This is a genomic window from Streptomyces sp. NPDC111516, assembly GCF_055635345.1.
Window position 1 is genome coordinate 63121 of record NZ_JBVKBV010000013.1, and the last position, 24049, is coordinate 87169.

20 protein-coding genes are annotated in these 24049 nt (G+C 68.3%); 13 read left to right on the top strand and 7 right to left on the bottom strand.

The window, feature by feature from the left end; genetic code table 11:
* The first annotated feature begins 51 nt into the window (after window positions 1-51).
* A complete protein-coding gene (locus ACZ7L9_RS23540) occupies window positions 52-2004 on the top strand; it encodes an IucA/IucC family protein (protein ID WP_471417778.1) in 1953 nt (650 codons plus the stop codon).
* A 38-nt stretch (window positions 2005-2042) separates the two neighbouring features.
* A complete protein-coding gene (locus ACZ7L9_RS23545) occupies window positions 2043-4013 on the top strand; it encodes an ATP-dependent DNA helicase (RefSeq protein WP_471417780.1) in 1971 nt (656 codons plus the stop codon).
* 112 nt (window positions 4014-4125) lie between these two features.
* On the opposite strand, the gene lexA is transcribed toward ACZ7L9_RS23545, so the two are convergent.
* Window positions 4126-4920, bottom strand: coding sequence for a transcriptional repressor LexA (gene lexA, locus ACZ7L9_RS23550; protein WP_471417782.1), 795 nt, complete (start codon window positions 4918-4920; stop codon window positions 4126-4128).
* A gap of 602 nt (window positions 4921-5522) precedes the next feature.
* Here lexA and nrdR point away from each other — a divergent pair.
* The 3 genes from nrdR (at window position 5523) to ACZ7L9_RS23565 (ending at window position 10320) form a co-directional block, all read left to right on the top strand.
* Window positions 5523-6035 (top strand): transcriptional regulator NrdR, encoded by a 513-nt coding sequence (nrdR, locus tag ACZ7L9_RS23555; protein WP_471417784.1) that lies wholly within the window; start codon window positions 5523-5525, stop codon window positions 6033-6035.
* A gap of 156 nt (window positions 6036-6191) precedes the next feature.
* Window positions 6192-9095 carry a vitamin B12-dependent ribonucleotide reductase gene (locus ACZ7L9_RS23560; protein ID WP_471417786.1) on the top strand — a complete coding sequence of 968 codons (2904 nt, stop codon included), beginning with the start codon at window positions 6192-6194 and terminating at the stop codon, window positions 9093-9095.
* A 463-nt stretch (window positions 9096-9558) separates the two neighbouring features.
* On the top strand, window positions 9559-10320 hold the full coding sequence (locus tag ACZ7L9_RS23565; protein ID WP_471417788.1) for a GNAT family N-acetyltransferase: 762 nt from the start codon (window positions 9559-9561) through the stop codon (window positions 10318-10320).
* Between the two features lie 373 nt (window positions 10321-10693).
* Here ACZ7L9_RS23565 and ACZ7L9_RS23570 read toward each other — a convergent pair whose 3' ends face one another.
* Complete coding sequence (locus ACZ7L9_RS23570; RefSeq protein ID WP_471417790.1) at window positions 10694-11230, bottom strand: TerD family protein; 537 nt, start codon at window positions 11228-11230, stop codon at window positions 10694-10696.
* A gap of 154 nt (window positions 11231-11384) precedes the next feature.
* Window positions 11385-12341 carry a DUF1152 domain-containing protein gene (locus ACZ7L9_RS23575; RefSeq protein ID WP_471417791.1) on the bottom strand — a complete coding sequence of 319 codons (957 nt, stop codon included), beginning with the start codon at window positions 12339-12341 and terminating at the stop codon, window positions 11385-11387.
* An 89-nt stretch (window positions 12342-12430) separates the two neighbouring features.
* Here ACZ7L9_RS23575 and ACZ7L9_RS23580 point away from each other — a divergent pair, with 89 nt between their 5' ends.
* The gene (locus ACZ7L9_RS23580; protein WP_471417792.1) at window positions 12431-13036 is read left to right on the top strand and encodes a YdbC family protein; all 606 of its coding nucleotides are present in this window, start codon (window positions 12431-12433) and stop codon (window positions 13034-13036) included.
* 115 nt (window positions 13037-13151) lie between these two features.
* Here the strand turns inward: ACZ7L9_RS23580 and ACZ7L9_RS23585 are convergent, their stop codons facing one another.
* Window positions 13152-13289 carry a hypothetical protein gene (locus ACZ7L9_RS23585; RefSeq protein WP_471417793.1) on the bottom strand — a complete coding sequence of 46 codons (138 nt, stop codon included), beginning with the start codon at window positions 13287-13289 and terminating at the stop codon, window positions 13152-13154.
* Window positions 13286-13561: a hypothetical protein gene (locus ACZ7L9_RS23590; RefSeq protein ID WP_471417794.1), complete on the bottom strand. Its 276-nt coding sequence runs from the start codon at window positions 13559-13561 to the stop codon at window positions 13286-13288. Before ACZ7L9_RS23590 ends, ACZ7L9_RS23585 begins: the two co-directional genes overlap by 4 nt.
* Window positions 13562-13707: 146 nt before the next feature.
* Here ACZ7L9_RS23590 and ACZ7L9_RS23595 point away from each other — a divergent pair, with 146 nt between their 5' ends.
* The 6 genes from ACZ7L9_RS23595 (at window position 13708) to ACZ7L9_RS23620 (ending at window position 19380) form a co-directional block, all read left to right on the top strand.
* Window positions 13708-14079 (top strand): ATP-binding cassette domain-containing protein, encoded by a 372-nt coding sequence (locus ACZ7L9_RS23595; RefSeq protein ID WP_471417795.1) that lies wholly within the window; start codon window positions 13708-13710, stop codon window positions 14077-14079.
* Between the two features lie 25 nt (window positions 14080-14104).
* Window positions 14105-14764, top strand: coding sequence for a histidine phosphatase family protein (locus ACZ7L9_RS23600; RefSeq protein ID WP_471417796.1), 660 nt, complete (start codon window positions 14105-14107; stop codon window positions 14762-14764).
* Between the two features lie 12 nt (window positions 14765-14776).
* A complete protein-coding gene (locus tag ACZ7L9_RS23605) occupies window positions 14777-15679 on the top strand; it encodes an ADP-ribosylglycohydrolase family protein (RefSeq protein ID WP_471417797.1) in 903 nt (300 codons plus the stop codon).
* 235 nt (window positions 15680-15914) lie between these two features.
* Window positions 15915-17672, top strand: coding sequence for a DUF4153 domain-containing protein (locus tag ACZ7L9_RS23610; protein ID WP_471417798.1), 1758 nt, complete (start codon window positions 15915-15917; stop codon window positions 17670-17672).
* A gap of 316 nt (window positions 17673-17988) precedes the next feature.
* The gene (locus ACZ7L9_RS23615) at window positions 17989-18699 is read left to right on the top strand and encodes a ribonuclease HII (RefSeq protein ID WP_471417799.1); all 711 of its coding nucleotides are present in this window, start codon (window positions 17989-17991) and stop codon (window positions 18697-18699) included.
* Between the two features lie 60 nt (window positions 18700-18759).
* The gene (locus ACZ7L9_RS23620; RefSeq protein ID WP_471417800.1) at window positions 18760-19380 is read left to right on the top strand and encodes a hypothetical protein; all 621 of its coding nucleotides are present in this window, start codon (window positions 18760-18762) and stop codon (window positions 19378-19380) included.
* Window positions 19381-19440: 60 nt separating this feature from the next.
* Here ACZ7L9_RS23620 and ACZ7L9_RS23625 read toward each other — a convergent pair whose 3' ends face one another.
* Both ACZ7L9_RS23625 and ACZ7L9_RS23630 read right to left on the bottom strand, forming a co-directional pair.
* Entirely contained in the window at window positions 19441-20079 is a 639-nt protein-coding gene (locus ACZ7L9_RS23625) for a hypothetical protein (protein WP_471417802.1), read from the bottom strand.
* Between the two features lie 217 nt (window positions 20080-20296).
* A complete protein-coding gene (locus tag ACZ7L9_RS23630) occupies window positions 20297-22468 on the bottom strand; it encodes a RecQ family ATP-dependent DNA helicase (protein ID WP_471417804.1) in 2172 nt (723 codons plus the stop codon).
* A gap of 110 nt (window positions 22469-22578) precedes the next feature.
* Here ACZ7L9_RS23630 and ACZ7L9_RS23635 point away from each other — a divergent pair, with 110 nt between their 5' ends.
* The gene (locus tag ACZ7L9_RS23635; RefSeq protein WP_471417806.1) at window positions 22579-23865 is read left to right on the top strand and encodes a DUF4192 domain-containing protein; all 1287 of its coding nucleotides are present in this window, start codon (window positions 22579-22581) and stop codon (window positions 23863-23865) included.
* Window positions 23866-24049: the final 184 nt, after the last annotated feature.

Consider the following 24049-nt stretch of genomic DNA (forward strand, 5'->3'; position numbering starts at 1 on the left):
TGCAACGCGCACCCCGCTCGAACCCCATCGGTTCCACCCGGAGGAGTCCCCGTGCCGAAATATCCTGCGAGTCATGATTCAGCGGAGTCCGACGCGCTGCTCAGCGCGCCAGAACTGAACCGGACGGTCTGGGACGGAGCCGCCGCCCGCCTGCTCGCGAAGATGCTCGGTCAATTCGCCTACGAGGAAGTCATCGAGCCGCTCGGGCAGGCCGACGGGGGCGATACGTACACCCTCACGCTCGACGACGGTGGAACGCTGAGTTTCAGCGCCCGGCGGGGTGTGTACGGCGGTTGGCACATCGCCCCCGAGTCGATCCTGGAGACGTCCTGGGGCGTCCGGGAGGCACCGGCCGGAGCGACAGGCACGAGCGACCGGAACGCACCGGCAGAACGGCCGCGCGACCGCGACCGCGGCGCGTCGGCCGGTCCGCTGCAGGACCGGAATTCCGGCGCCGTCCCCTTCCGGGATCCGCTGCAGTTCCTGGCCCGCGCTCGCCACCTCCTGGGGATCGACGGTGCCACCCTCGGCCACCTCATCCGCGAGATCACCACCACTCTCGCCGCCGACGCCCGGCTCGACCACACCGCGCTCTCCGCCGCCCGGCTGGCCGACCTCGACTACGCCGAGCTGGAAGGGCACCAGACGGGCCACCCCTGGCTCGTCGCCAACAAAGGGCGCCTCGGCTTCTCCGCCACCGACGCCGCCCGCTACACGCCCGAGGCCCGCAGGCCGGTCGGGCTGCCGTGGATCGCCGTTTCCACCCGGATCGCCGCCTACCGCGGAGTGCCCGGCCTGGCAGCTCCCGAGCAGTTGTACGCACAGGAACTCGACCCGTCGGTCCGCGCCTCCTTCGCCGCCGTGCTCCGCGCCCGCAACCTCGACCCCGACGGATACCTCTGTCTTCCCGTGCACCCCTGGCAATGGGATGAATGGATCGTTCCGGTCTTCGCCCCGGCCATCGCCGCAGGCGACATCGTCCCGCTCCATACAGACGCGGACCTCCGGCTGCCGCAGCAGTCCATCCGCACCTTCGCCAATGTGACCCGCCCCGACCGGCACACCGTCAAACTGCCCCTCTCGATCCTCAACACGCTGGTCTGGCGAGGCCTTCCGACCGAACGCACCCTCGCGGCCCCCGCAGTCACGACCTGGGTCCAGGGCCTGCGGGACCGGGACACCTTTCTGCGCGACACCTGCGGTGTCATCCTTCTCGGCGAGGTCGCCTCCGTGACCGTCGAGCATCCGCTCTACGACCGCCTCCCCGAGACGCCGTACCAGTTCAAGGAGATCCTCGGCGCGATCTGGCGAGAGCCCCTCCAGCCCCGGCTCGCGCCGGGCGAACGGGCCCGGACGCTCGCTTCGCTGCTCCACACCGATCCCCAGGGCCGCGCCTTCACGGCCGAGCTCGTCGCCCGCTCGGGACTGACCCCCGCCGCCTGGCTGACCCGGCTCTTCGGGGCGTTGCTTCCGCCGCTGCTGCGTTTCCTCTACCGCTACGGCACCGTGTTCTCCCCGCACGGCGAGAACGCCATCGTCGTCTTCGACGAACAGGACGTACCAGTGCGCCTGGCGATCAAGGACTTCGTGGACGATGTGAACATCAGCTCCCAGCCGCTGCCGGAGCACGAGTCGATGCCGCAGGACGTACGCGACATCCTCCTCACGGAGGAGCCCTCCTTCCTCACCCAGTTCATTCACGCCGGACTGTTCATCGGTGTCTTCCGGTTCCTCTCCCCGCTGTGCGAGGAACAGCTCGGAGTTCCGGAGGCCGATTTCTGGTCACTCGTGCGGGCCGAGATCCTGCGGCATCACGCCCGTTTTCCCGAGCTCAAGGAGAGGTTCGAGTTGTTCGACATGCTGACGCCCCGCATCGAACGTCTCTGTCTGAACCGCAACCGTCTGCATGTGGACGGATACCGGGACCGCCCCCGGCGCCCGCACGCAACCATCCACGGGACGGTTCCGAACCCGCTCCACCCCTCCGTCCGAGTCCGGGAGTGATCGCCGTTGTCAGTGGTGCCCCGTAGGGTGGTCGGGCTATGACGAAGCCATCCCTCCCCGAGCTCCTGCACGCCGCCGTGACCGCCGTCGGCGGTACGGAACGGCCTGGCCAGGCCGCCATGGCCGCGGCCGTTGCCGAGGCTGTCGACGACAACGCCCATCTGCTCGTCCAGGCCGGTACCGGCACGGGCAAGTCCCTCGGCTACCTGGTGCCCGCGCTGGCGCACGGGGAGCGCGTCGTGGTGGCCACGGCGACCTTGGCGCTGCAACGCCAGCTCGTGGAGCGCGACCTTCCGCGTACGGTCGACGCCCTGCATCCGCTGCTGCGCAGACGCCCCCAGTTCGCCATGCTCAAGGGCCGGTCGAACTACCTCTGCCTTCACCGGCTCCATGAAGGTGTGCCGCAGGACGAGGAGGAGGGGCTCTTCGACCAGTTCGAGGCCGCGGCCCCGTCGAGCAAGCTCGGTCAGGATCTCCTCCGCCTGCGGGACTGGTCGGACGAGACCGAGAGCGGCGACCGCGACGACCTCACCCCGGGCGTCTCCGACCGAGCCTGGGCGCAGATCTCGGTCTCCTCCCGCGAATGCCTGGGCGCAAGCAAGTGCGCCTACGGCGCGGAGTGCTTCGCGGAGCTGGCCCGTGAGCGTGCCAAGCTCGCCGATGTCGTCGTCACCAATCACGCCCTCCTCGCCATCGACGCCATCGAAGGCGCTCCGGTGCTCCCGCAGCACGAGGTGCTGATCGTCGACGAGGCGCATGAGCTGGTCTCCAGGGTCACCGGAGTCGCCACCGGCGAGCTCACCCCCGGCCAGGTCAACCGCGCCGTGCGCCGCGCGGCGAAGCTGGTCAACGAGAAGGCCGCCGACGCCCTGCAGACAGCGTCGGAGGGCTTCGAGCGGGTGATGGAGCTGGCGCTGCCCGGCCGTCTGGAGGAGGTCCCCGAGGACCTCGGCTACGCACTGCTGGCGCTGCGCGACGCCGCGCGTACGGTGATCTCGGCCATCGGCGCCACTCGCGACAAGTCCGTCCAGGACGAGGACGCCGTCCGCAAGCAGGCTCTGGCTTCGGTGGAGACGATTCACGGCGTCGCTGAGCGCATCACCCAGGGCTCGGAGTACGACGTCGTCTGGTACGAGCGTCACGACCGTTTCGGCGCCTCTGTGCGGGTCGCCCCGCTCTCCGTCTCCGGACTGCTGCGCGAGAAGCTCTTCGCCGACCGGTCCGTCGTCCTCACCTCGGCCACGCTCAAGCTCGGCGGGGATTTCAACGGAGTGGGTGCGTCGCTCGGGCTCGCTCCCGAAGGCACAGCGGGCGACGACCTTCCGCAGTGGAAGGGGCTCGACGTAGGGTCGCCGTTCGACTACCCGAAGCAGGGCATCCTGTACGTCGCCAGGCATCTGGCCACGCCCGGTCGCGAGGGCTCCCGCACGGACATGCTGGACGAGCTCGCCGAACTGGTGGAAGCGGCGGGCGGGCGCACCCTCGGGCTGTTCTCGTCCATGCGGGCGGCCCAGGCCGCCGCCGAGGAACTGCGCGGCCGGCTTGACAAGCCCATCCTGTTGCAGGGCGAGGAGACCCTCGGAGAGCTGATCAAGAACTTCGCGGCCGATCCCGAGACCTGCCTCTTCGGCACGCTGTCGCTCTGGCAGGGCGTCGATGTGCCCGGGGCCAGCTGTCAGCTGGTGGTCATGGACCGGATCCCGTTCCCACGCCCCGACGACCCGCTGATGAGCGCACGCCAGAAGGCGGTCGAGGAGTCCGGCGGCAATGGGTTCATGGCTGTCGCGGCGACGCACGCCGCGCTGCTGATGGCGCAGGGCGCCGGCCGACTGGTACGGGCCACGGGCGACAAGGGCGTCGTCGCGGTGCTCGATCCGCGGCTGGCCAACGCCCGGTACGGCAGCTACCTGCGTGCCTCGCTGCCCGACTTCTGGTACACCACCGACCGTAACCAGGCTCGCCGCTCACTCGCGGCCATCGACGCGGCGGCCAAGGCCAACGGCCAGTAGCCCGTCCGCTCCCGGACCCGGTGTCCGTGGACCCTGGGGCGGACGGTGGCACAGGCAAGGGCCCCGGGATCGGCGCAGTGGATCCCGGGGCCCAGTCGGAGTCGGCGAGTCTTCACACCCGCCGCAACACCGCCACCACCTTGCCGAGGATCGTCGCCTCGTCGCCAGGGATCGGCTGGTACGCGGAGTTGTGGGGGAGCAGCCACACATGACCGTCCTCCCGCTTGAAGCGCTTGACCGTCGCCTCGCCGTCCAGCATGGCTGCCACGATGTCGCCGTTCTCCGCGACGGGCTGGCGGCGCACGGTGACCCAGTCGCCGTCGCAGATCGCCGCCTCGATCATCGAGTCACCGACGACCTTGAGGACGAACAGCTCACCGTCACCGACCAGCTGGCGGGGCAGCGGGAAGACGTCCTCGACCGATTCCTCGGCGAGGATCGGGCCACCCGCTGCGATCCGGCCGACGAGCGGCACGTACGACGCCGCGGGCTTCCCGGTCGTGTCGGTGGGCTGCGAGCTGGGCTGGTCCGAGCCACGGACCTCGTACGCCCGCGGGCGATGGGGGTCGCGACGGAGGAAACCCTTGCGCTCCAGGGCCATCAGCTGATGGGCGACGGAGGACGTGCTGGACAGGCCCACCGCCTGACCGATCTCCCGCATCGAGGGCGGGTACCCGCGCCGCTGCACGGAATCCCGGATCACTTCGATCACGCGCCGCTGCCGGTCCGTGAGCCCCGAGCTGTCCGCCCGGATTCCTGGAGGTCGGCCGGGCAGCGAGCGCGCTGGGCGCACGGGTTCCGGGCCCTCCGTGTTCGCGACTGAGTCATTCATGGCATGCACCGGCTCGAGTCGGCTCTGGGAGCGGTCCTGGGCAGTGATGGTGGCACTGTCTGCGGTGGTGGTCACGTCGGCCCCTCTCGAATGGTCTCCCTAGCTGGACAACGGTAGTAGCTTTCGAAAGGTTGCGCCAAACACACGTTCGAGTGAAAAACTAATAAAAGTCTGTCGTGTGTTCACTGCTGGGTGTATGCGCGACGCCGACGCGGCCAGGGCCCCTTCGGGGCGGCCGGTCCGGCCGATCGGTTGGCTCGGGCGGTCGGCCCGGGCGGCGATTCGGATCATTACGCTAGCGTCCGCCGGTGCGTCGTCGCCACGCGGGGTCGCCTTCCGGTCGGCGTCCGGGGTCGAGAAGGCTGTGATCCGGTTCCGGCGGGAACGTTGTCGGGGTCCGACAGACGGGGCCCCGCAATCCTGACGGCCGCGCGGTTCCCGTAACCTCGTGCTCGGCCGTACGCTGCCTGCTGGCCGCCCGCGGTGCGCGACACGCGCTAGGGCTGAATGCGCGACCAAACCCAAGATCTAGTGGTTGGATTGCTCCAGCCGCCCAGAAGTTGTGGTCCCTGGTCCGCTGGGAGCGCGGCCATCGCCTATGCTTGAGACTGCTTCGAGGGGCCCTGGCGGGCCTTGAAGAGGCTATTCAGTCGTGCTGTGAAGGAGGGTTGGGAGCCATGCACTGCCCCTTCTGCAGGCACCCCGACAGCCGGGTCGTCGACAGTCGCACCACCGATGACGGCACGTCGATCCGCCGCCGCCGCCAGTGCCCCGACTGCTCCCGCCGTTTCACGACGGTGGAGACCTGCTCGCTGATGGTGGTGAAGCGCAGCGGTGTGACCGAACCCTTCAGTCGTACCAAGGTCATCTCCGGCGTGCGCAAGGCATGTCAGGGGCGGCCCGTCACCGAGGACGCCCTCGCCAAGCTCGGCCAGCGGGTCGAGGAGGCGGTGCGTGCCACCGGCAGCGCCGAGCTGACCACCCACGACGTGGGTCTGGCCATTCTCGGCCCCCTGCAGGAACTCGACCTCGTCGCGTACCTGCGTTTCGCGTCCGTGTACCGGGCGTTCGACACACTTGAGGACTTCGAGGCCGCGATCGCGGAGCTCCGCGAGCGGCGGCTTCTCATGGAGGAACGCGGGACCGGCGAGACCCTTGAGGTCCCCGTGCCCGCCGTCGCCGTCGACTGAACGACACCGGCCGATCGACACGGGTCCGATCGGCTGCAGGCGGCTGTATAGACCTGCTCCGGGTGCTGTGCGCGGCACACGAAGCATCAGAGACAGACTGTGCCCCGGGAAGTTCTGGGCACTTCAGGGCGTTTTTGCCCACATATGGGAGGCGGCATGACAGAGACGGCGAGCGGCCCGGCACGAGGTTCCCGAGCCAAGGGATCCAAGTCGAGCAAGGGTCTGCGTATCGAGCGCATCCACACCACCCCCGGCGTGCATCCGTACGACGAGGTGGCGTGGGAGCGCCGTGACGTCGTCATGACCAACTGGCGCGACGGCTCGATCAACTTCGAGCAGCGTGGCGTCGAGTTCCCCGACTTCTGGTCGGTGAACGCGGTCAACATCGTCACCAGCAAGTACTTCCGCGGGGCCGTCGGCACCCCGCAGCGCGAGACCGGTCTGCGACAGCTCATCGACCGGATCGTGAAGACGTACCGCAAGGCCGGCGAGGACCACGGCTACTTCGCCTCCCCCGCGGACGCCGAGATCTTCGAGCACGAGCTGGCGTACGCTCTCCTGCACCAGATCTTCAGCTTCAACTCGCCGGTCTGGTTCAACGTCGGTACGCCCCAGCCGCAGCAGGTCTCGGCCTGCTTCATCCTGGCCGTCGACGACTCCATGGAGTCGATCCTCGACTGGTACAAGGAAGAGGGCATGATCTTCAAGGGCGGCTCCGGCGCCGGCCTGAACCTCTCCCGTATCCGCTCCTCCAAGGAGCTGCTGTCCTCCGGCGGCAACGCCTCCGGACCGGTCTCCTTCATGCGCGGCGCCGACGCCTCCGCCGGAACGATCAAGTCCGGAGGTGCCACCCGACGCGCGGCCAAGATGGTCATCCTCGATGTCGATCACCCCGACATCGAGAACTTCATCGAGACCAAGGTGAAGGAAGAGGAGAAGATCCGCGCCCTGCGCGACGCGGGCTTCGACATGGACCTGGGCGGCGACGACATCACGTCCGTCCAGTACCAGAACGCCAACAACTCGGTCCGCGTGAACGACGAGTTCATGAAGGCCGTCGAGTCCGGCGGCAAGTTCGGGCTGCGTGCCCGGATGACCGGTGACGTCATCGAAGAGGTCGAGGCGAAGTCCCTCTTCCGCAAGATGGCCGAGGCCGCCTGGGCCTGCGCCGACCCGGGCATCCAGTACGACGACACGATCAATCAGTGGCACACCTGCCCGGAGTCCGGCCGGATCAACGGCTCGAACCCGTGCAGCGAGTACATGCACCTGGACAACACCTCGTGCAACCTGGCCTCGCTGAACCTGATGAAGTTCCTCAAGGACGACGGCAAGGGCAACCAGTCCTTCGAGTCCGAGCGCTTCGCCAAGGTCGTCGAGCTGGTCATCACCGCGATGGACATCTCCATCTGCTTCGCCGACTTCCCGACGCAGAAGATCGGCGAGAACACCCGCGCCTTCCGTCAGCTGGGCATCGGTTACGCCAACCTCGGCGCGCTGCTGATGGCGACCGGTCACGCGTACGACAGCGACGGCGGCCGCGCCCTCGCCGGTGCCATCACCTCGCTGATGACCGGCACCTCGTACAAGCGATCCGCGGAACTCGCGGCGGTCGTCGGCCCGTACGAGGGCTATGCCCGCAACGCCGAGCCGCACCAGCGCGTCATGAAGCAGCACGCCGATGCCAACGCCGCGGCCGTCCACATGGACGACCTGGACAACTCGATCTGGGCCGCCGCGACGGAGGCCTGGCAGGACGTCATCCGCCTCGGCGCGAAGAACGGTTTCCGCAACTCGCAGGCCTCGGTCATCGCGCCCACCGGCACCATCGGTCTCGCGATGTCCTGCGACACCACCGGCCTCGAGCCCGACCTCGCCCTGGTCAAGTTCAAGAAGCTGGTCGGCGGCGGCTCGATGCAGATCGTCAACGGCACCGTCCCGCAGGCCCTGCGCCGCCTGGGCTACCAGGAGGAGCAGATCGAGGCGATCGTCGCCCACATCGCCGATCACGGCAATGTGATCGACGCCCCCGGTCTCAAGACCGAGCACTACGAGGTCTTCGACTGCGCGATGGGCGAGCGTTCCATCTCCGCGATGGGCCACGTGCGCATGATGGCCGCTATCCAGCCGTGGATCTCCGGCGCGCTCTCCAAGACGGTCAACCTGCCGGAGACGGCCACCGTCGAGGACGTCGAAGAGGTCTACTTCGAGGCGTGGAAGATGGGCGTCAAGGCGCTCGCGATCTACCGTGACAACTGCAAGGTCGGCCAGCCGCTCTCCGCGAAGACCAAGGAGAAGGGAAAGTCCGCAGCGGACGCAGTCACGGCAAAGGCCGAGCAGACCATCCGCAGCGCGGTCGAGAAGGTCGTCGAGTACCGCCCGGTCCGCAAGCGCCTTCCCAAGGGCCGTCCCGGCATCACCACCTCCTTCACGGTGGGCGGCGCCGAGGGCTACATGACCGCCAATTCCTACCCGGACGACGGTCTCGGCGAGGTCTTCCTGAAGATGTCCAAGCAGGGCTCCACCCTCGCGGGCATGATGGATGCCTTCTCCATCGCCGTCTCGGTCGGTCTGCAGTACGGCGTCCCGCTTGAGACGTACGTCTCGAAGTTCACCAACATGCGCTTCGAGCCGGCCGGCATGACGGACGACCCGGACGTGCGGATGGCGCAGTCGATCGTCGACTACATCTTCCGCCGCCTCGCGCTGGACTTCCTGCCCTTCGAGACCCGCTCGGCACTCGGTATCCACTCGGCCGAGGAGCGTCAGCGCCACCTCGACACCGGTTCGTACGAGCCCTCCCTGGAGGACGACGAACTGGACGTCGAAGGCCTGGCCCAGTCCGCCCCGGTGCGTACGGAGCCCCTGAAGGCGGTGGCCCCTGTGCAGGAGGCAGAGAAGCCGACGCCGAAGACGGCGCACACCTCGGCGGAGCTCGTCGAGATGCAGCTGGGTATCAGCGCGGACGCACCGCTCTGCTTCTCCTGCGGTACGAAGATGCAGCGCGCCGGGTCCTGCTACATCTGCGAGGGCTGCGGCTCGACCAGCGGTTGCAGCTGAAAATGAGCGGAATTGCGCCTGATGCAACATTGAGCATCTGCTGCTGAGGGTGCTGAGCCGCACTTGAGAGAGGGTGCCGACCACCGATCGGCACCCTCTCCTGCGTCTTGGATCCGCGGAGACGAGACATCGCGTAAGCGATGCACCCATGTTGCGTTCAGTGCATCGTGACGAGAGCAGCTGATCCACCAGGTTCTGCGTCCCTGGTACCCGCCTCTGGGGTCGTGCATCTCCCCGCCCTGGTGGTCGCCTGCTCGGCGTCCACAAATCCACCGCAGTCCGATGGGGCAGACTCGTTAGTCGGGGCTGGGCCACCTACCTCGCGGCACGTTCCGACGACGGGAATCAGCAGCTCGACCCTCATGCGGATCCCGAAGGCGAAGTGGCCTGAGGGCCCCTGGCAGTGTCCCCCTGTGGGGCAATTCGAAGGCGGCCGTGGTTCACGGCTGCATAGGCTCCCTCCATGCCAAGCTCAGAACTTCAGCGGATCAACGCCTTCCTGTCCGCCTTCGCCCGTCGTCAGGCCGCGCACATCGTCGACCTCCCTGGCGGGTTCGCTGTGTATGACGACGCCTTCGCCCATTCCCGCGCGAACAACCAGGTCATTATCGACAAGGTCGTCGATTCCGAGGCGCTGCCCGCCATTGCGGAGGAGGCGCTGGGGCATCTGCCCCACCGACTGATCTCCGTCCTTGACGACGAAGTCGCAATGGCGTGCGCCGAGCCGCTGATCCGGGCCGGATACACCCACTCCACCTATGTGGTCATGCTGCACGCAGGCCCGGTGCCGGTCGGCAGGCCGGCGGAGGAGATGGACCTCGACGCGATACGTACTCCACTCACCCGGCGATGGCGGGGCTTCCTCCCGGATGTCGACGACGAGGTCATACGCCACCTCGTCGACCGACGCGAGGCTCGCCGCCGGGGAGCCGACGTCGTTCACTTCCTCGGTGCCCGTACGGAAGAGGGCGAGGTCGCCTCATGGGCCGACCTCTATCTGGACCCGGCAACCGGCACAGCCCAGATCGAGGACCTGATCACCTCGGAGGCCCACCTCAGGAGCGGCTACGCCGACGCCGTCCTGACCACCGCCCTGCGCTTGGCTGCCGACGAGAACTGCGGTATCCGGTTCCTGACCGCCGATGCGGCGGACTGGCCGCGCCACTGGTACGAGCGCCGCGGCTTCTCCGTCATCGGCCAGTCGCACTCCTTCGAACGCGGCTGATTGCGAGAGGACCCGATTCCATGCCTCGCCGTCTCCATCGACGATCCTGCTGGCAGGCCGAGAGGTCTTGCCGAGCAGCTCGTGGCGGACAACCCACGGCAGACCGCCGAAGCCTGCGGTGGGTGGCCAGAGTTCGACAGCCGGCTCGGTTACCCCTGGCCGTAGTGGTGGCGAGTCTGAACACGAGGAATAGCGCACGCCGATCCCCACCAGTACACCGGCGCCATCGCGTGGGGCGGGCACCCCGGCCGATCCCCAGCTGATGAGCGGCTTCGTACGGAGGGGACCGACCAATGGCCGGTCCCCTCCGTACGAAGCCGCAGTAGCCGGGACCGTTCGGCCGGTTTTCGTGCGGACCGTGTCCCGTGAGGCGTCAGGTTCCGGGGTTACGGCTTCCCATCATTCCGGCAAACGAATCGGCGTCGCCGTCGAAGCCCCGGACCGTAGCGTGGAACTCCCAGACACCGGAGGTGTTGCGGACGAACTCTGCGACAGTTGCCGCGGTGGCGGCGCCGACCGCGGAGAAGTCGTCCTCCGCCAGATTCGTGTAGCCCTCCCGGACTTGTACACCGGTATTCGCTATTTCGGCGAATGTCTTGTGGCCGTCGCGCTGCTGAATGGCGACCCCGACGACGACCCGGGTGTAGGCGGTCGACAACCGGCCCAGTTCCAGCGTCATCACCTCGTCGAAACCGAATCCCTGGCCGGTTTTGCTGTCGCGGTTGAGGGTGATGGTGCCGTCCGGCGAGCGGCTGTCGAAGTGCACGAGATACGCGGGACTGCCATAGGGCGCATCCGCGAGGTAGGTCGCCGCGATGATGTCGAGGTCATGGGCCGGGGCACCCGGAGGGCTGGGATCCCATTTGAGCCTGACTTCGACCTTCTCGATGTCCTTGTTGGGCGTGCTCATCGGACTTCCCTCCTTGGTGCGCCGCTGGGCCGTCGGGCCGTTCATACCACCAGATCATGTCCGTAACGGACGGTGGATCCAACCGGCTCGGCCGGCGACGACGGAATCGGGCCACTCCGTCGATCGACGGTTCGGCGTTCGCCGGTTCGCTGGTTCAGTGCGGAATGCGGCGAGGGGGTCGCTGCCGGACCTCCTCGCGGAAGGCCTCGATGGCGCTGCTGACCTGACGGATGAGATGGGTGTGCTCGATGCGGTCGAGATAGAGGCAGTTGCGGGCCACTCCGTCCAGTTCGAAGGCGAAGCAGAGCGTCATCAGAGGGTTGATGAACAGTTCGCTGCCACGGGTGCGCGAGGTGAACTGCACGTCCCCGAACGCTCCTTGAACGGCTGCGGCAATCGACCCGTTGACGATGCTGGGGCGGTCGGGGGTGTGGTGGTGCGCGTGCGCCACCGCGTCGACGAAGAGGGCGCCTTCACGAGAATTACGGGATATGGAGAACGCGCCGAGGCATGAACCGTCGCGTTCGAGAGCGGCGATGTTCTCCAGTACGAGTCCGTGACTCACCCCGTGATACGCGTCGACGCCGAAGCCGATGGACACAACCAGGCGTTCCGGTACGTCGATCGGGGCGAGCGCAGCGACGCTGGCGAGGTCCTCCTCCGGAGTGCCGAGGCCGGATTCGTCGCCGTGCATCAGGATGTCCGTACCGCCGTCGACCAGGACGACCGCATCGATGTCGTACTTCTCGATCAACGCCCGGTAGGCGGCTCGCAGCGGTTGCACGCCCACTCGGGAGAAGGCATGCACATTGCTCGGGTAGCTGTGCAGGGCGAGCCACTGGGCGAGAGTGCGTTCCGGGAAGTAGGCCTGGTGGAGGGCCGTTTCGGGGGTGATGACGGCGACATCCGGCGCGAGCCAGGCATCGAGGGGCAGTCCTTCGAGAGCGCTGAAAGACAGATTGGCGAGTTGGACCTGCTTGCCCTGGTGGAACAGGGAGAGCGCGATGGGGAGTCCCGCATAGATGTCGAACCCGCCTCCGGCACCCGCGACGAGGACGCGTTGCGCGGATTCGAGTCGGGAGAACAGGGGGTTGGTGTGCAGCGAGGCCATGGAGATCATTCTGCGCTTCACGACGATCGGTTCGGGTGTACTCCATCAGAGCGTGACCCGCGCCTTGTTCGGCACCGTACGATGGCGCGGTGCTGGTCAAGTGGATTCGTTGCACCGTGGTGGACCGTCGAGGTTTTGAACGGGAACAGCGAAAGTGGGCGGGGCTGCTGGGTGAGCCGGGATTCAGGGGACAGGGCGGCGGGTGGAGCCGAGGGCGTCCGGAAGTGGCGCATGTCTTCACCTTCTGGGAGAACCGCGTCTTCTACGACTCGTTCATGGCGCGTGCCCACGACCGGCTGGCCGCAGCGCAGTCCGGCACGTACAGCAGCATTCAGGTCAAGCTGTTCGAGTACCGCTTCGATGTGAAGACCGGCTTCGAGCCGCGCTTCACCGATGCGGATGTCGTCAGGGTGGCGCACAGCAAGGTGCATGAGGATCGGGTCGAGCATTTCGCATTGATGCAGGAGAGGGTGTGGAACCCGGCGATGGCCGGATCTCCAGGGATGCTGCGGGGGGTGTTCGGGGAGGCGCCGGGGCACGAATTCCTTGTGTTGTCCATGTGGCAGTCGAGCGCCGAGCGTGGCAAGTACCGGGCGGGGAGCATCGAGCGGCTGACGCAACGGGCACAGACCGAGGACGATGTGGCGGCCGTGGCGGGAGACGTGGTGCAGCTCGAGCCGTCCTGGACGGTGTGATCGGCCGGACGGATGGTGCGGGGCCGGTCGGGCGGGGCAGGCAATTGGCCGAGCCGGGTTCGATCGGACGAATCGGTGCGGTCGAGGCTCTGCACGTGGGCGATTCGGCCGCTGATCAGGCGGGTTCGGCCGAGGCCGAGGTGGGCGGGCTGTTGAAGACGCCCGCTCGGGCAGCTGCCAGTGCTGCGTCCGCGGCCTGGTCGGCCAGCCTCTCGTCGATGGGTTCACAGGTGAAGAACAAGGGTGAGGTCACCGCCCTGACCAGCGCTCCTGAATCCATGTACCGGTCCAGTTCGGCGCGCGACAGCGCGCGACGATGACATCGCAGCGGGCGAACCGCTCAGCGTAGAAACCACTCAGCGCCTCGGCGGCGCACCAGGACTGGAAGGCCGCGGCGATGGACGCGGTCGGCGCGGTCGCTGCGGTGGGGTCGGTGAAGGCGGCGGCCGTCGTGTGCGACGGGGCGCCGGGGGCGGGCGGGGCTGCCGGAACGGCGGTCTCCGGGGCGGCTTTCAGTCCAGTCAATTGCTACTCCTGTTGCGTTAGTGCGTTCCAGCGTGCCACGCTCATCGTTAATGCGACAGTGATTGCGTTTATGTGCAGTCGCTGGGCGGCTCGGGGCTGTTCTCGGCAGTTCCTTACTGATCGGTGTTGTTTCCGCTGCCTGTTGGATGTCCGGGTCGGTGATCGGTTCGCAGTCGACCTGCTCTCCGTTGGCAGCGGGCGACAGGCTGCTGATTCACGGCGGCAACGGAGCGGGGAAGCCGACTCTGCTCCGCGTCATGGCGGGCGTGCTCGAACCGGACGCGGGCCGCGTGGTCGGAGGGGCGGAATCGGCTACCTCGCGCAGGAGATACCGACGCACCGACCCGCGGAGCGGGTGCTCGCGGCATTCGGCCGGGGACCTGCCACTCACTGACTACTGGAAGAAGCGCCGGCCCACTTGGCAGGGCGCTCTGGTGGTGGTCTCCCGCGACCGGGCGCTGCGCCGCCGCTTCACGGGCGACATCCGTCGGATGGAGTCCGGACAACTGCTCGATTGAGCCGCAGTCGATCTAGGGTCGGTACATGGCACGACCGCAACGCATTGTCCTCGTACGGCACGGGGAGTCCGAGGGCAACGCCGATGACACGGTGTACGAGCGTGAGCCGGACCATGCGCTGAGGCTCACCGCGACAGGGCTGCGGCAGGCCAGGGAGACGGGCGTGCTGCTGCGCGAGCTGTTCGACGGCGAACGGGTCAGCGTGTACGTCTCGCCCTACCGCCGCACGCACGAGACCTTCCGGGCCCTCGGGCTGGACCTCGAGCGGGTGCGGGTGAGGGAAGAGCCGCGGCTGCGGGAGCAGGACTGGGGGAACTGGCAGGACCGAGAAGATGTGAGACTGCAGAAGGCGTACCGGGATGCATACGGGCACTTCTTCTACCGCTTCGCACAAGGCGAGTCCGGGGCCGATGTGTACGACAGGGTCGGGGCCTTCCTGGAGAGTCTGTACCGGAGCTTCGAAGCCCCTGACCACCCGCCGAATGTTCTGCTGGTGACGCACGGGCTGACCATGCGTTTGTTCTGCATGCGCTGGTTTCACTGGTCGGTGGCCGAGTTCGAATCGCTGTCCAATCCGGGCAACGGCGAAACCAGGGCACTGATACTCGGAGAGGACGGGCGCTACACCCTTGACCGGCCGTTCGAACGCTGGCGCACCCCTGAGCCGTACGGCATCACCGGATAGAGTGGAAGGGCGATGACAACCGCTGACTCTGACTCCGATCAACGTCTCGAACGCGCCCTGGCCAGCCTGCGTGGACTGGCTGTGGGAGACGCCTTGGGTTCCCAGTTCTTTGTACCGGCCAATTATCCGCTGCTGAAGCAGCGCGTACTCCCACCCGGCCCCTGGCAGTGGACGGACGACACCGAGATGGCCTCCTCGGTGCTGGCCGTGCTGGTGAGGCACGAGCGAATCGACCAGGACGCGCTCGCTCGTTCCTTCGCCGACCACCACGACTTCGACCGTGGATACGGTCCTGCCGTGAACCGGCTGCTCCGACTGGTGCGGGAAGGCGGCGACTGGCGGGAGCTGGCGTCCGCGCTGTTCAACGGACAGGGCTCCTGGGGCAACGGTTCGGCGATGCGCATCGCGCCGCTCGGTGCCTGGTATGCGGACGACCCGGAGCAGGCCACACACCAGGCCGAGATCTCCTCGTACACCACGCATCAGCATCGCGAGGCGGTCGTGGGCGCGATGGCCGTTGCGGCCGCTGCCTCGCTGGCGGCAGCGCCCGCGGGACCGCCCACCCCGACAGAACTTCTCGACGGTGTGATCGGGCTCGTACCGCGCAGCGCGGTCGGCGCCGGGCTGCGCCGGGCACGCGACATGCTCGACTACGGCGATGCCGGGACGGTTGCCGCGGTCCTCGGTAACGGCCGGCGCACCAGTGCACATGACACCGTTCCGTTCGCCCTCTGGTCGGCGGCGCGAAGTCTCGGCGATTTCGAGCAGGCCTTCTGGGTGACGGTCCAGGCAGGCGGCGATGTCGACACGACCTGTGCGATCGTCGGCGGGATCGTCGCGGCAGGCAAATCTGGCGCACCGCCTGCCGACTGGTCGGCGTATACGGAGGACCTGCCGGGCTGGCTCCCGCGGTAGGGCGAAGGGCGACGACGGCGGCGCCGACATGCGGTGCGTCGATCGGACCGCATCGACTGTCACGGTACTGCCACAGCCCTTCCTCGCGCGGCCGGTAACCGTAAGGGGAAGTTACTCTTTCGGCCACGTCGCCCTCGGTGATCATCGTGAAGGGCGCGCGCCGAAATGAGACGCCGGGGTGCCTCCCGCGCTGCCCAGTGGCGGTGCGTGCAGCCCCCGGTGGGGGAGGGGTCCCATGTCCGATCACACGTCAGAAACACCTCGGCCGGAAGATGTCCCCGAGGCATCCGAGCGGTCTGAGGGGTCCGAGCTGTCGGAGCGGGCCGGGACGCCCGGGACGGCCGGGATGCCGAAGGCTCCGACGCAGGAGCCCCGCGGCGCAGCCGCCGAGCCGCAGAAGGTGTCGGTCCACGCGCAACAGGATGGACAACAGCGCCCGCCCAACCCCTGGCAGCAAGGCAGACCCCAGGCCCCGGCGGTCTCGCGACTTCGCCCGGCCAAGCCCGCCGCCATCCGGAGCGCGACACTCTGTTCCGTCCTGGCCACCGCGATGCTGAGCGCCTTCCTGTTGGGTGACGGCCTCGGCCCGAACCTTCTGATCGTCGCGGTTCCCGCAGCGCTCGCGGCTTGCTTCGCCGCACAGGCGGCCGGTCGCCGGCTCCGTCCGTGGACAGCTGTCTGGGCTGTCGGCGGCCTTGCGCTCCTCGCGGTCCCGGCCCTTCGGGACGCTGGATGGCCTACCTTCCTGGCCGTCGTATCGGCTGTCGCACTGGGCTCACTCGCTCTGCACGGCAGTCGCAGTTGGCTCGGGGTGTTTCTCGGCTCACTGGGCCTGTTCAGCTCTATCGCCGACGGCCTGGCCTGGGGCGGGCGAGGAGTGCGCGAACGGATGGCAGGCTCCCGGGGTCGGCTCGGAGTCGTGTTCCGCACCACTGGCGTGGCGGTCGTTCTGCTCATCGTGTTCGGGGCACTGTTCGCAAGCGCCGATGCCGCCTTCGCCGATGTGCTCGGCAACCTGATTCCGGATGTTTCGGTGGGCGGCAGCCCCTGGCGTCTGTTTCTCTTCGTGATCGGCCTGGTCGGTGCGCTTGCCGCCGCGTACAGCGCAGCCGCACCGGTCCGGTGGGACGGCATCACCGTTCGTCCGGGGAAGGCTCGCGGACGGCTGGAATGGGCCCTGCCGCTCATCGTGCTGAATATGCTGTTCGCCGCCTTCATCGCCATCCAGCTCACCGTGCTGCTTGGCGGATACGACAAGGTGATGGCCGAAACCGATCTGAGCTACTCCCAATACGCCCGTCAGGGTTTCTGGCAGCTTCTCTGGGCCACGCTCCTCACGCTGCTGGTGATCGCGATCGCCCTGCGCTGGGCTCCTCGCGGAGTGGGGAGCGACCGCACTCTCGTACGGAGCGTGCTCGGCACGCTGTGCCTGCTCACCCTCGTAGTCGTGGCGTCCGCACTGAGGCGTATGGACCTGTACGTCGATGCGTACGGTCTGACAAGGCTGCGTATATCCGTGGCTGCGGTGGAACTCTGGCTCGGCGTGGTTCTCGTCCTGATCATGGCGGCCGGAGTGTTCGGCGCCCGCCTGCTGCCGCGCGCCGTCGCCGCCAGCGCAGCCGTCGCCGTGCTCGCGTTCGGACTGGTCTCGCCCGATGGGCTGATCGCGGAGCAGAACGTTCAGCGGTACCGCAACGACCATTCGATCGACATCGACTACCTCCGGGGCCTCTCGGCCGACGCCGTACCGGCCCTGGACACGCTGCCCGAACCACTGCGCTCCTGCGCCCTCAAGGACATCGAACGGTCGCTGCGATCCTCGGACACCCCGTGGTACGCCACGAGCTGGGGCGAGGCGCGGGCCCGGGACATTCTGAGAAAGCGGAGTTCGAACGGCCTGGCACGGAGCTGCGACGCTTCGCGTACGAGCGGCGGTGGTGGCGACCGCGGCGGTGACGAAGACGATCAGTACGACCCCTACGACCCGTACTGATGTGAGCTGGCCCGGCCCGACAGGTCCAGGCGGCGCATCGTTCCGCGCTGCGTTCCGTGCTTCACGGATGTGACGCAGGCACCAGGGAGCACCTCCAATCCGTGATCCTCAGTGGAGTTCTCCCGGCTTCGGCACAACCGTTCGTGAGTGCCGACTGCGTACATCCGACTCAGTGGACGTGTGTACGGCAGCAAACTGAATGCCGAGGGCCACGACCGTGCCGCAAACCGTTCCGCGGCTCGGCGTGCTGCCGGGTCGGCCGGCGGGCGCCCCGGGGTGTTGTCGGCGTACCCATCGGCGTACGCTGACAGGCGCCATGCCGTACGAACCACCCACGCACACCGTCGAGCGCTCACTGCGCGCGACCACTGGTGCCAAGACCGTCGCCGGTGTCGACGAGGTCGGACGCGGAGCGTGGGCGGGACCGGTCACTGTGTGCGCGGCCGTCACCGGCCTTCGCAGACCTCCCGCCGGACTCACCGACTCCAAGCTGATCAGCCCCAAGCGCCGCGCGGAGCTGGCCCCGTTGCTGGAGCGCTGGGTCACCGCGTTCGCTCTGGGAGATGCTTCTCCACAGGAGATCGACGACCTGGGCATGACGGCTGCACTCCGCCTCGCCGCCGTGCGCGCCCTCGAAGCCCTGCCGGTCCGACCCGACGCGGTGATACTCGACGGCAAACACGACTACCTGGGAGAGCCCTGGCAGGTCCGCACTGTGATCAAGGGCGACCAGTCCTGTATCGCGGTCGCGGCAGCTTCGGTGATCGCGAAGGTTCGCCGGGACACGATGATGGCCGAACTGGGCGCGGTTTCCGGCGAGTACGCCGCCTTCGCCTTCGACGCCAACGCCGGCTACCCGTCGCCCGTGCACCGGGCCGCGCTGGAGGAGTGGGGGCCCACACCCCTTCACCGCCTTTCGTGGTCCTACCTCGACGCGCTGCCCAGGTGGCAGCACCTCAAGAAGATCCGCTTCTCCGCCGAGGCGGCTGCACTGGAAAGCGGGGGCCAGCTCGGCTTCGACTTCTGATCGCGCACATGTACCCACCCGCTGATGCCTTGCGCGTCGGCGTTTGATAGACAACCACCCATGCCTCTCACCCCCGAGGAGCCTCAGATTCACGAGAGCGCCCAGGGTCCCCGCGTCACTCCGGCCGCAGGCCGCACCGCGTCGACCCCCCGTCCTGTACCCGGTCCGCGTTCAGCGGCCATGCCGCGCCCGGGTCGCCCGGGACCCGGCCCCGCGAGGCCCGCGCCGCCGGCGCAGCGCCCGCACTCCAGCTCCGGCCAGCCGCAGGCGGCCCGGTCGGAGAATCGTTCCGCACCGCAGATCCAGCTGATCCCCTCCTCGGCCGCCGGTGCGCTCGACGCCGCCGACGAAGCGGTGGATCTGCTGCTCGACTCCGGACGCGCGCCGGGCGACATCCTGGTGCTCACCACGGGAGAACAGCACCCGTGGGCTGCGCACGAACTCACCTTCGGTGAGGCCGCCTACTGGGCGCAGCACGAAGCCGGAGACGATGTCTTCTTCGCCGGTGCCGCAGCCACGGACCGGCTCAAGCCCCGGTCGGTAGTGGTCGTCGCTGTCAACGGCGACGGTGGTGACGCCGTTGCCGGTGTGCTCTCGGGTGCCCGTGAACGAGCAGGTGCCCTGCTGATCGTGTGCGGGGACCCGCAGCGGATCAACGCAGAGCTCGGCGCCGGGGTCTGATCCGTAAGGAACCGTGGTGACCCGGCTGCCCGAAATGGCGGCCGGGCCCGCGACCACGGGTCAGCGTGCTGCGGTGCGCCGCAGTGCCTGAGCCGCACCGCCGCCGGTGCGCAGCGGGATCGGATTTGGGTCCAGCGACGTTTCGGCGAGCGCGGACGGCTGCGCTGTGGAGTTGGGTCGACGCCCGCCCCGGCCCTCGCCCAACACCTGCCAGCCGCCGCGGGTGAGCGTGATGTACGCACCGCACCGCAGGCCATGCAACGTGCATGCGTCCCGCAGGCCCCACATCCATGCCCCGTCCTCCTCCGTCCAACGCTCGTCGCCCTCACGGCAGTAGAGCAGCACGGCGGTGCGGACGGGCGTGCGGCGGCGAAGGTCGTGCGGAATCACTCGGCGCATGTGCGCCAGCAGCGCGTTGCGGAACTCCCAGCCGTCCGCGGTTGTGGAGCGGCGGGCGAACGAGGCGCTGGCCGTGAGGCGTTCCTCGTGATCGAGTACGGCGACGACAGCGGTTTCCGGTGCGGGCCGGTGCCGGGCGTGCATGCCGCTGACCACCTCGCGGGGGTTGCGCAGCAACGGTATACCCGCTTCTGCCCACTCGGCCGGTTCGAGCATCCTGGCAAGGCGGTTGGCGGAGTCGACGGATGCCGAAGACGCCGATATCGAAGTGGCTGCGGACGGAGCGAATCCGAAGGTCACGGTCCTCCCTTCGCATACGCGCCCATGGTGCGGGCAGGGTCGAGTGAGGGCGCACCGCGGCACAGCCCTTCAGGGGCGCGAAAGGGTCGTGCGGGGAGCGAGTCCAATTCTTCCTGGCGTATCGGCGGGCGGCAACGAGCAATTGGCGTAGCTGACGGGAATCAGCCGGAATGACTCTGATATCCCTGCCCATGCCGTGCCCGGATGACGCCTCCCATCACGCCTGAACGGCGAGGACCAGCGGAAACACCCCCTGCGCCCCGGCCCGGCGCAGCAGTCGGGCCGCCACGGCCAGTGTCCAGCCGGTGTCCGAGAGATCGTCCACGAGCAGTACGGGACCGCCCGCCGTGGCCAAGGCGTCGGCCAGCTCGGGCTCCACGACCAATGCTTCGTGCAGAGCCCGAACACGCTGCGCGCTGTTGGTCTGCGAGATCCGCGCAGCATCGGCCTCCGGCGCATAGGTGACAGTGCCCAGCAGGGGCATCCGGCCGACCTCGGCGATGCGGCTGCCGAGCGACTGGATGAGCTGCGGCTTGCTGTGCGAGGCGATGGTGACCACTCCGACCGGCCGGGGTGCGGTGTCCTCACCCCCAAAGGCCCAGCCCCCGGGTCCCTTGGCCCAGTCGGCCAGCACACTCACGACCGCGTTCGTCACGTCGTCCGGCACGGGGGCATCTGCCGTCTGTGCCGCCAGCATCGGACGCAGCCGGTTGCCCCAGCCGATGTCGGAGAGCCGACCCAGCGCACGGCCGGGGAACGAGAGCTCTCCCGCAGGAATACGGCCCTTGAGGTCGACACCCACAGCGGCGAGACCGGTCGGCCACATCTTGCGGGGCTCCACCTCCACGCCGGGCCTGGCGAGTTCGCCCCGGGCACCGTCCAGTGCGGCACCGGACACGTGGTCGTCGAAGCGGGCTCCCGCGCAGTTGTCACAACGTCCGCATGCGGTTGCATTCTCGTCGTCCAGCTGGCGGCGCAGGAACTCCATCCGGCAGCCGTTCGTCGTCGCGTATTCGCGCATCGCCTGCTGCTCGGAGGCCCGTTGGCGGGCCACCCAGGCATAGCGCTCGGAGTCGTACACCCAGGGCTCACCCGTGGCGATCCAGCCGCCCTTCACCCGCCTGACGGCGCCATCGACGTCGAGAACCTTGAGCATGGTCTCCAGCCGGGTGCGTCTCAGGTCGACCAACGGCTCCAGAGCCGGCAGCGAAAGCGGTCGGCCCGCCTGGGCGAGAGCATCGATCGTCCGCCGGACCTGCTCCTCGGAAGGGAAGGCAACCGATGCGAAATACTGCCAGATCGCCTCGTCCTCCTTGCCCGGGAGCAGCAGCACCTCCGCACGCTCGACGCCGCGGCCCGCGCGTCCTACCTGTTGGTAGTAGGCGATGGGGGAGGAGGGGGAGCCGAGATGAACGACGAAACCCAGGTCGGGCTTGTCGAATCCCATGCCCAGCGCGGACGTTGCCACCAGGGCCTTGACGCGATTGGCAAGGAGGTCGTCCTCAGCCTGTTGGCGGTCGGCGTTTTCGGTGCGGCCGGTGTAGGACGCCACTGTGTGCCCGCACTGGCGCAGGTACGTGGTGATCTCCTCGGCGGCCGCGACCGTCAGCGTGTAGATGATCCCCGAGCCGGGAAGTTCCTTGAGGTGATCGCCCAGCCAGGCCAGCCGGTGTGCGGCATTGGGCAGTTGAAGGACGCCGAGGCTGAGGCTCTCCCGGTCCAGCGGTCCACGCAGTACGAGAGCATCCGTACCCGCGCCGGTGCCCAGCTGCTCCGCGACATCCGAGGTCACCCGCGCGTTCGCGGTGGCCGTGGTCGCCAGCACGGGTACGCCGGCGGGCAGATCGGCCAGCATGGTCCGCAGACGTCGGTAGTCGGGCCGGAAGTCATGGCCCCAGTCGGAAATGCAGTGCGCCTCGTCGACCACGAGGAGCCCGGTCGTGGCGGCAAGCCGGGGCAGGACCTGGTCCCGGAAATCGGGATTGTTGAGCCGCTCGGGACTGACCAGCAGCACGTCCACCTCCCCGGCCGCAACCTCGGCCTGGACGGTGTCCCACTCCTCGGCGTTGGACGAATTGATCGTGCGGGCGCTGATTCCTGCCCGGGCCGCCGCCGCGACCTGGTTGCGCATCAACGCCAGCAGCGGCGAGACGATCACGGTCGGCCCGCCGCCCCGCGCCCGGAGCAGCGATGTCGCGACGAAGTACACGGCGGACTTGCCCCAGCCGGTTCGCTGGACGACCAGGGCCCTGCGCTTGTCGGCAACGAGTGCCTCGATGGCCCGCCACTGGTCCTCCCGCAGTCGCGCAGCACCTGAGGTGTCCCCGACGAGTCGGGCAAGTACGGAGTCGGCCGAAGCCCTTAGCTCTGCGCGGTCTGCGTTGGTCATGCCCCCATGCAACCCGATGACTATGACAAACCGCGAACGACCCCGCACCGCTGTGGATAAAGTTATCCACAGGGGTCGCGGATTTTGGCCGCCCGCGGGACGGTCATGCCATGAACCAGCACCACGAATCCACCGGTCCCGTAGACGAGCAGCAGATCACCCTGCGGGGGCCTGCCGAACTCGCAGACGCCCTCCCGTATCTCATGGGGTTCCACCCGAACGACAGCGTGGTCATGGTCGCCCTGCACGGCGGCCGGGGCCGCTTCGGCGGGCGGCTCAGGCTCGGCATCCCTCAGTCACCCCAAGAATGGGCGTCCGTCGCCGAGCAGCTTGCCGAGTGCCTGATCAAGGGAAGCGAGCGGCGTGGGGAGCGCCCTGACGCGATCGTCATCTTCCTCTGCCAGGATCCTGCCCAGGACGAGAGCGGCAGCCAGACGATGGAGCGGCTGCGTCCGCTTGCCCAGCACCTGCGTACGGCCTGCGGCGCCCTCGACGTACCCGTACTCGAAGCACTCTGCATTTCTGGTGGCCGGTACTGGTCGTACTGCTGCCCGGACAAGCGCTGCTGCCCGGCGGAAGGGAACCAGATGGCTCTGCCCGGCACCTCTGTGATGGCGGCCGCCGCCGCGTACGCGGGCATTCAAGTGCGCGGAACGCTGCGGGAGATGGAGGCCAGGCTCGAACCGCTGAACACCGGGGCGGCGGCAGACCAGCAACGGGCACTCGACTCGGCCGGAGCCGAACTGGTGCCAAAGATTCTCGACGAGGCGGGACGGAAAGGCGTGGCCCGGGAGACCTTGGGACTCGTCCGAAGGCTCATGAAACGCCTCAGGGAGGCGCCGATGGCGGCACCCTCCGCGTCGGACGTCAATGACGACCGGCTGATCAGCCATGACGAGGCCGCTGCGGTGATCCTCGGACTGCAGGACCGGGAAACCCGCGACAAGGCCGCGGAATGGATGGAAGGACCCGAAGCCGATTCCGCGTTGCGGCTCTGGCGGGCGCTGGCCCGTCGCTGTGTCGCGCCGTACGAGGAGCATGCCGCGGCGCCGCTGACCCTGGCCGGGTGGGTCTCCTGGTCGACAGGCGATGAACCGGGTGCACGGGTCGCGCTTGGTCTCGCTCTGCGAGTGGACCCTGGGTACACCTTTGCTCAGCTCCTCCACGAGGCGTGCAACCAGGGGCTCGACCCGGAGACGCTGCGCCGCTGTCTCCGGGGCGAGCGTAGGACGGACGGGCGCCCACGCCCGGACCGGACGCGGCCTCGCACCGTACGCCCGACCGCCACTCGGCGGAGGAAGACCTCTTCCGGCTCCACTCGCCCCGAAGCAGTTGTTGTCCGACGCCGGTCCGGGCAAGTCTCCCCGAGCCGTCGAGGGTCCAGGAGCGGTCGATGACTGCCACCCCTCGTCGCGCTGCGACACCTCTCATCGAAGGTCCGGTACCGAGATCCCCGGTCCCCACCGCACGGAGAGCGCAGGCCCGGAGGGTGTCGACGTGCGCAGCCTTGCGGGCACTCTCCCGCCGGCTCGCCCCGCACCGGGCCGACGATGCCGTGGACGTTGCCGGCGGCCCTCACCC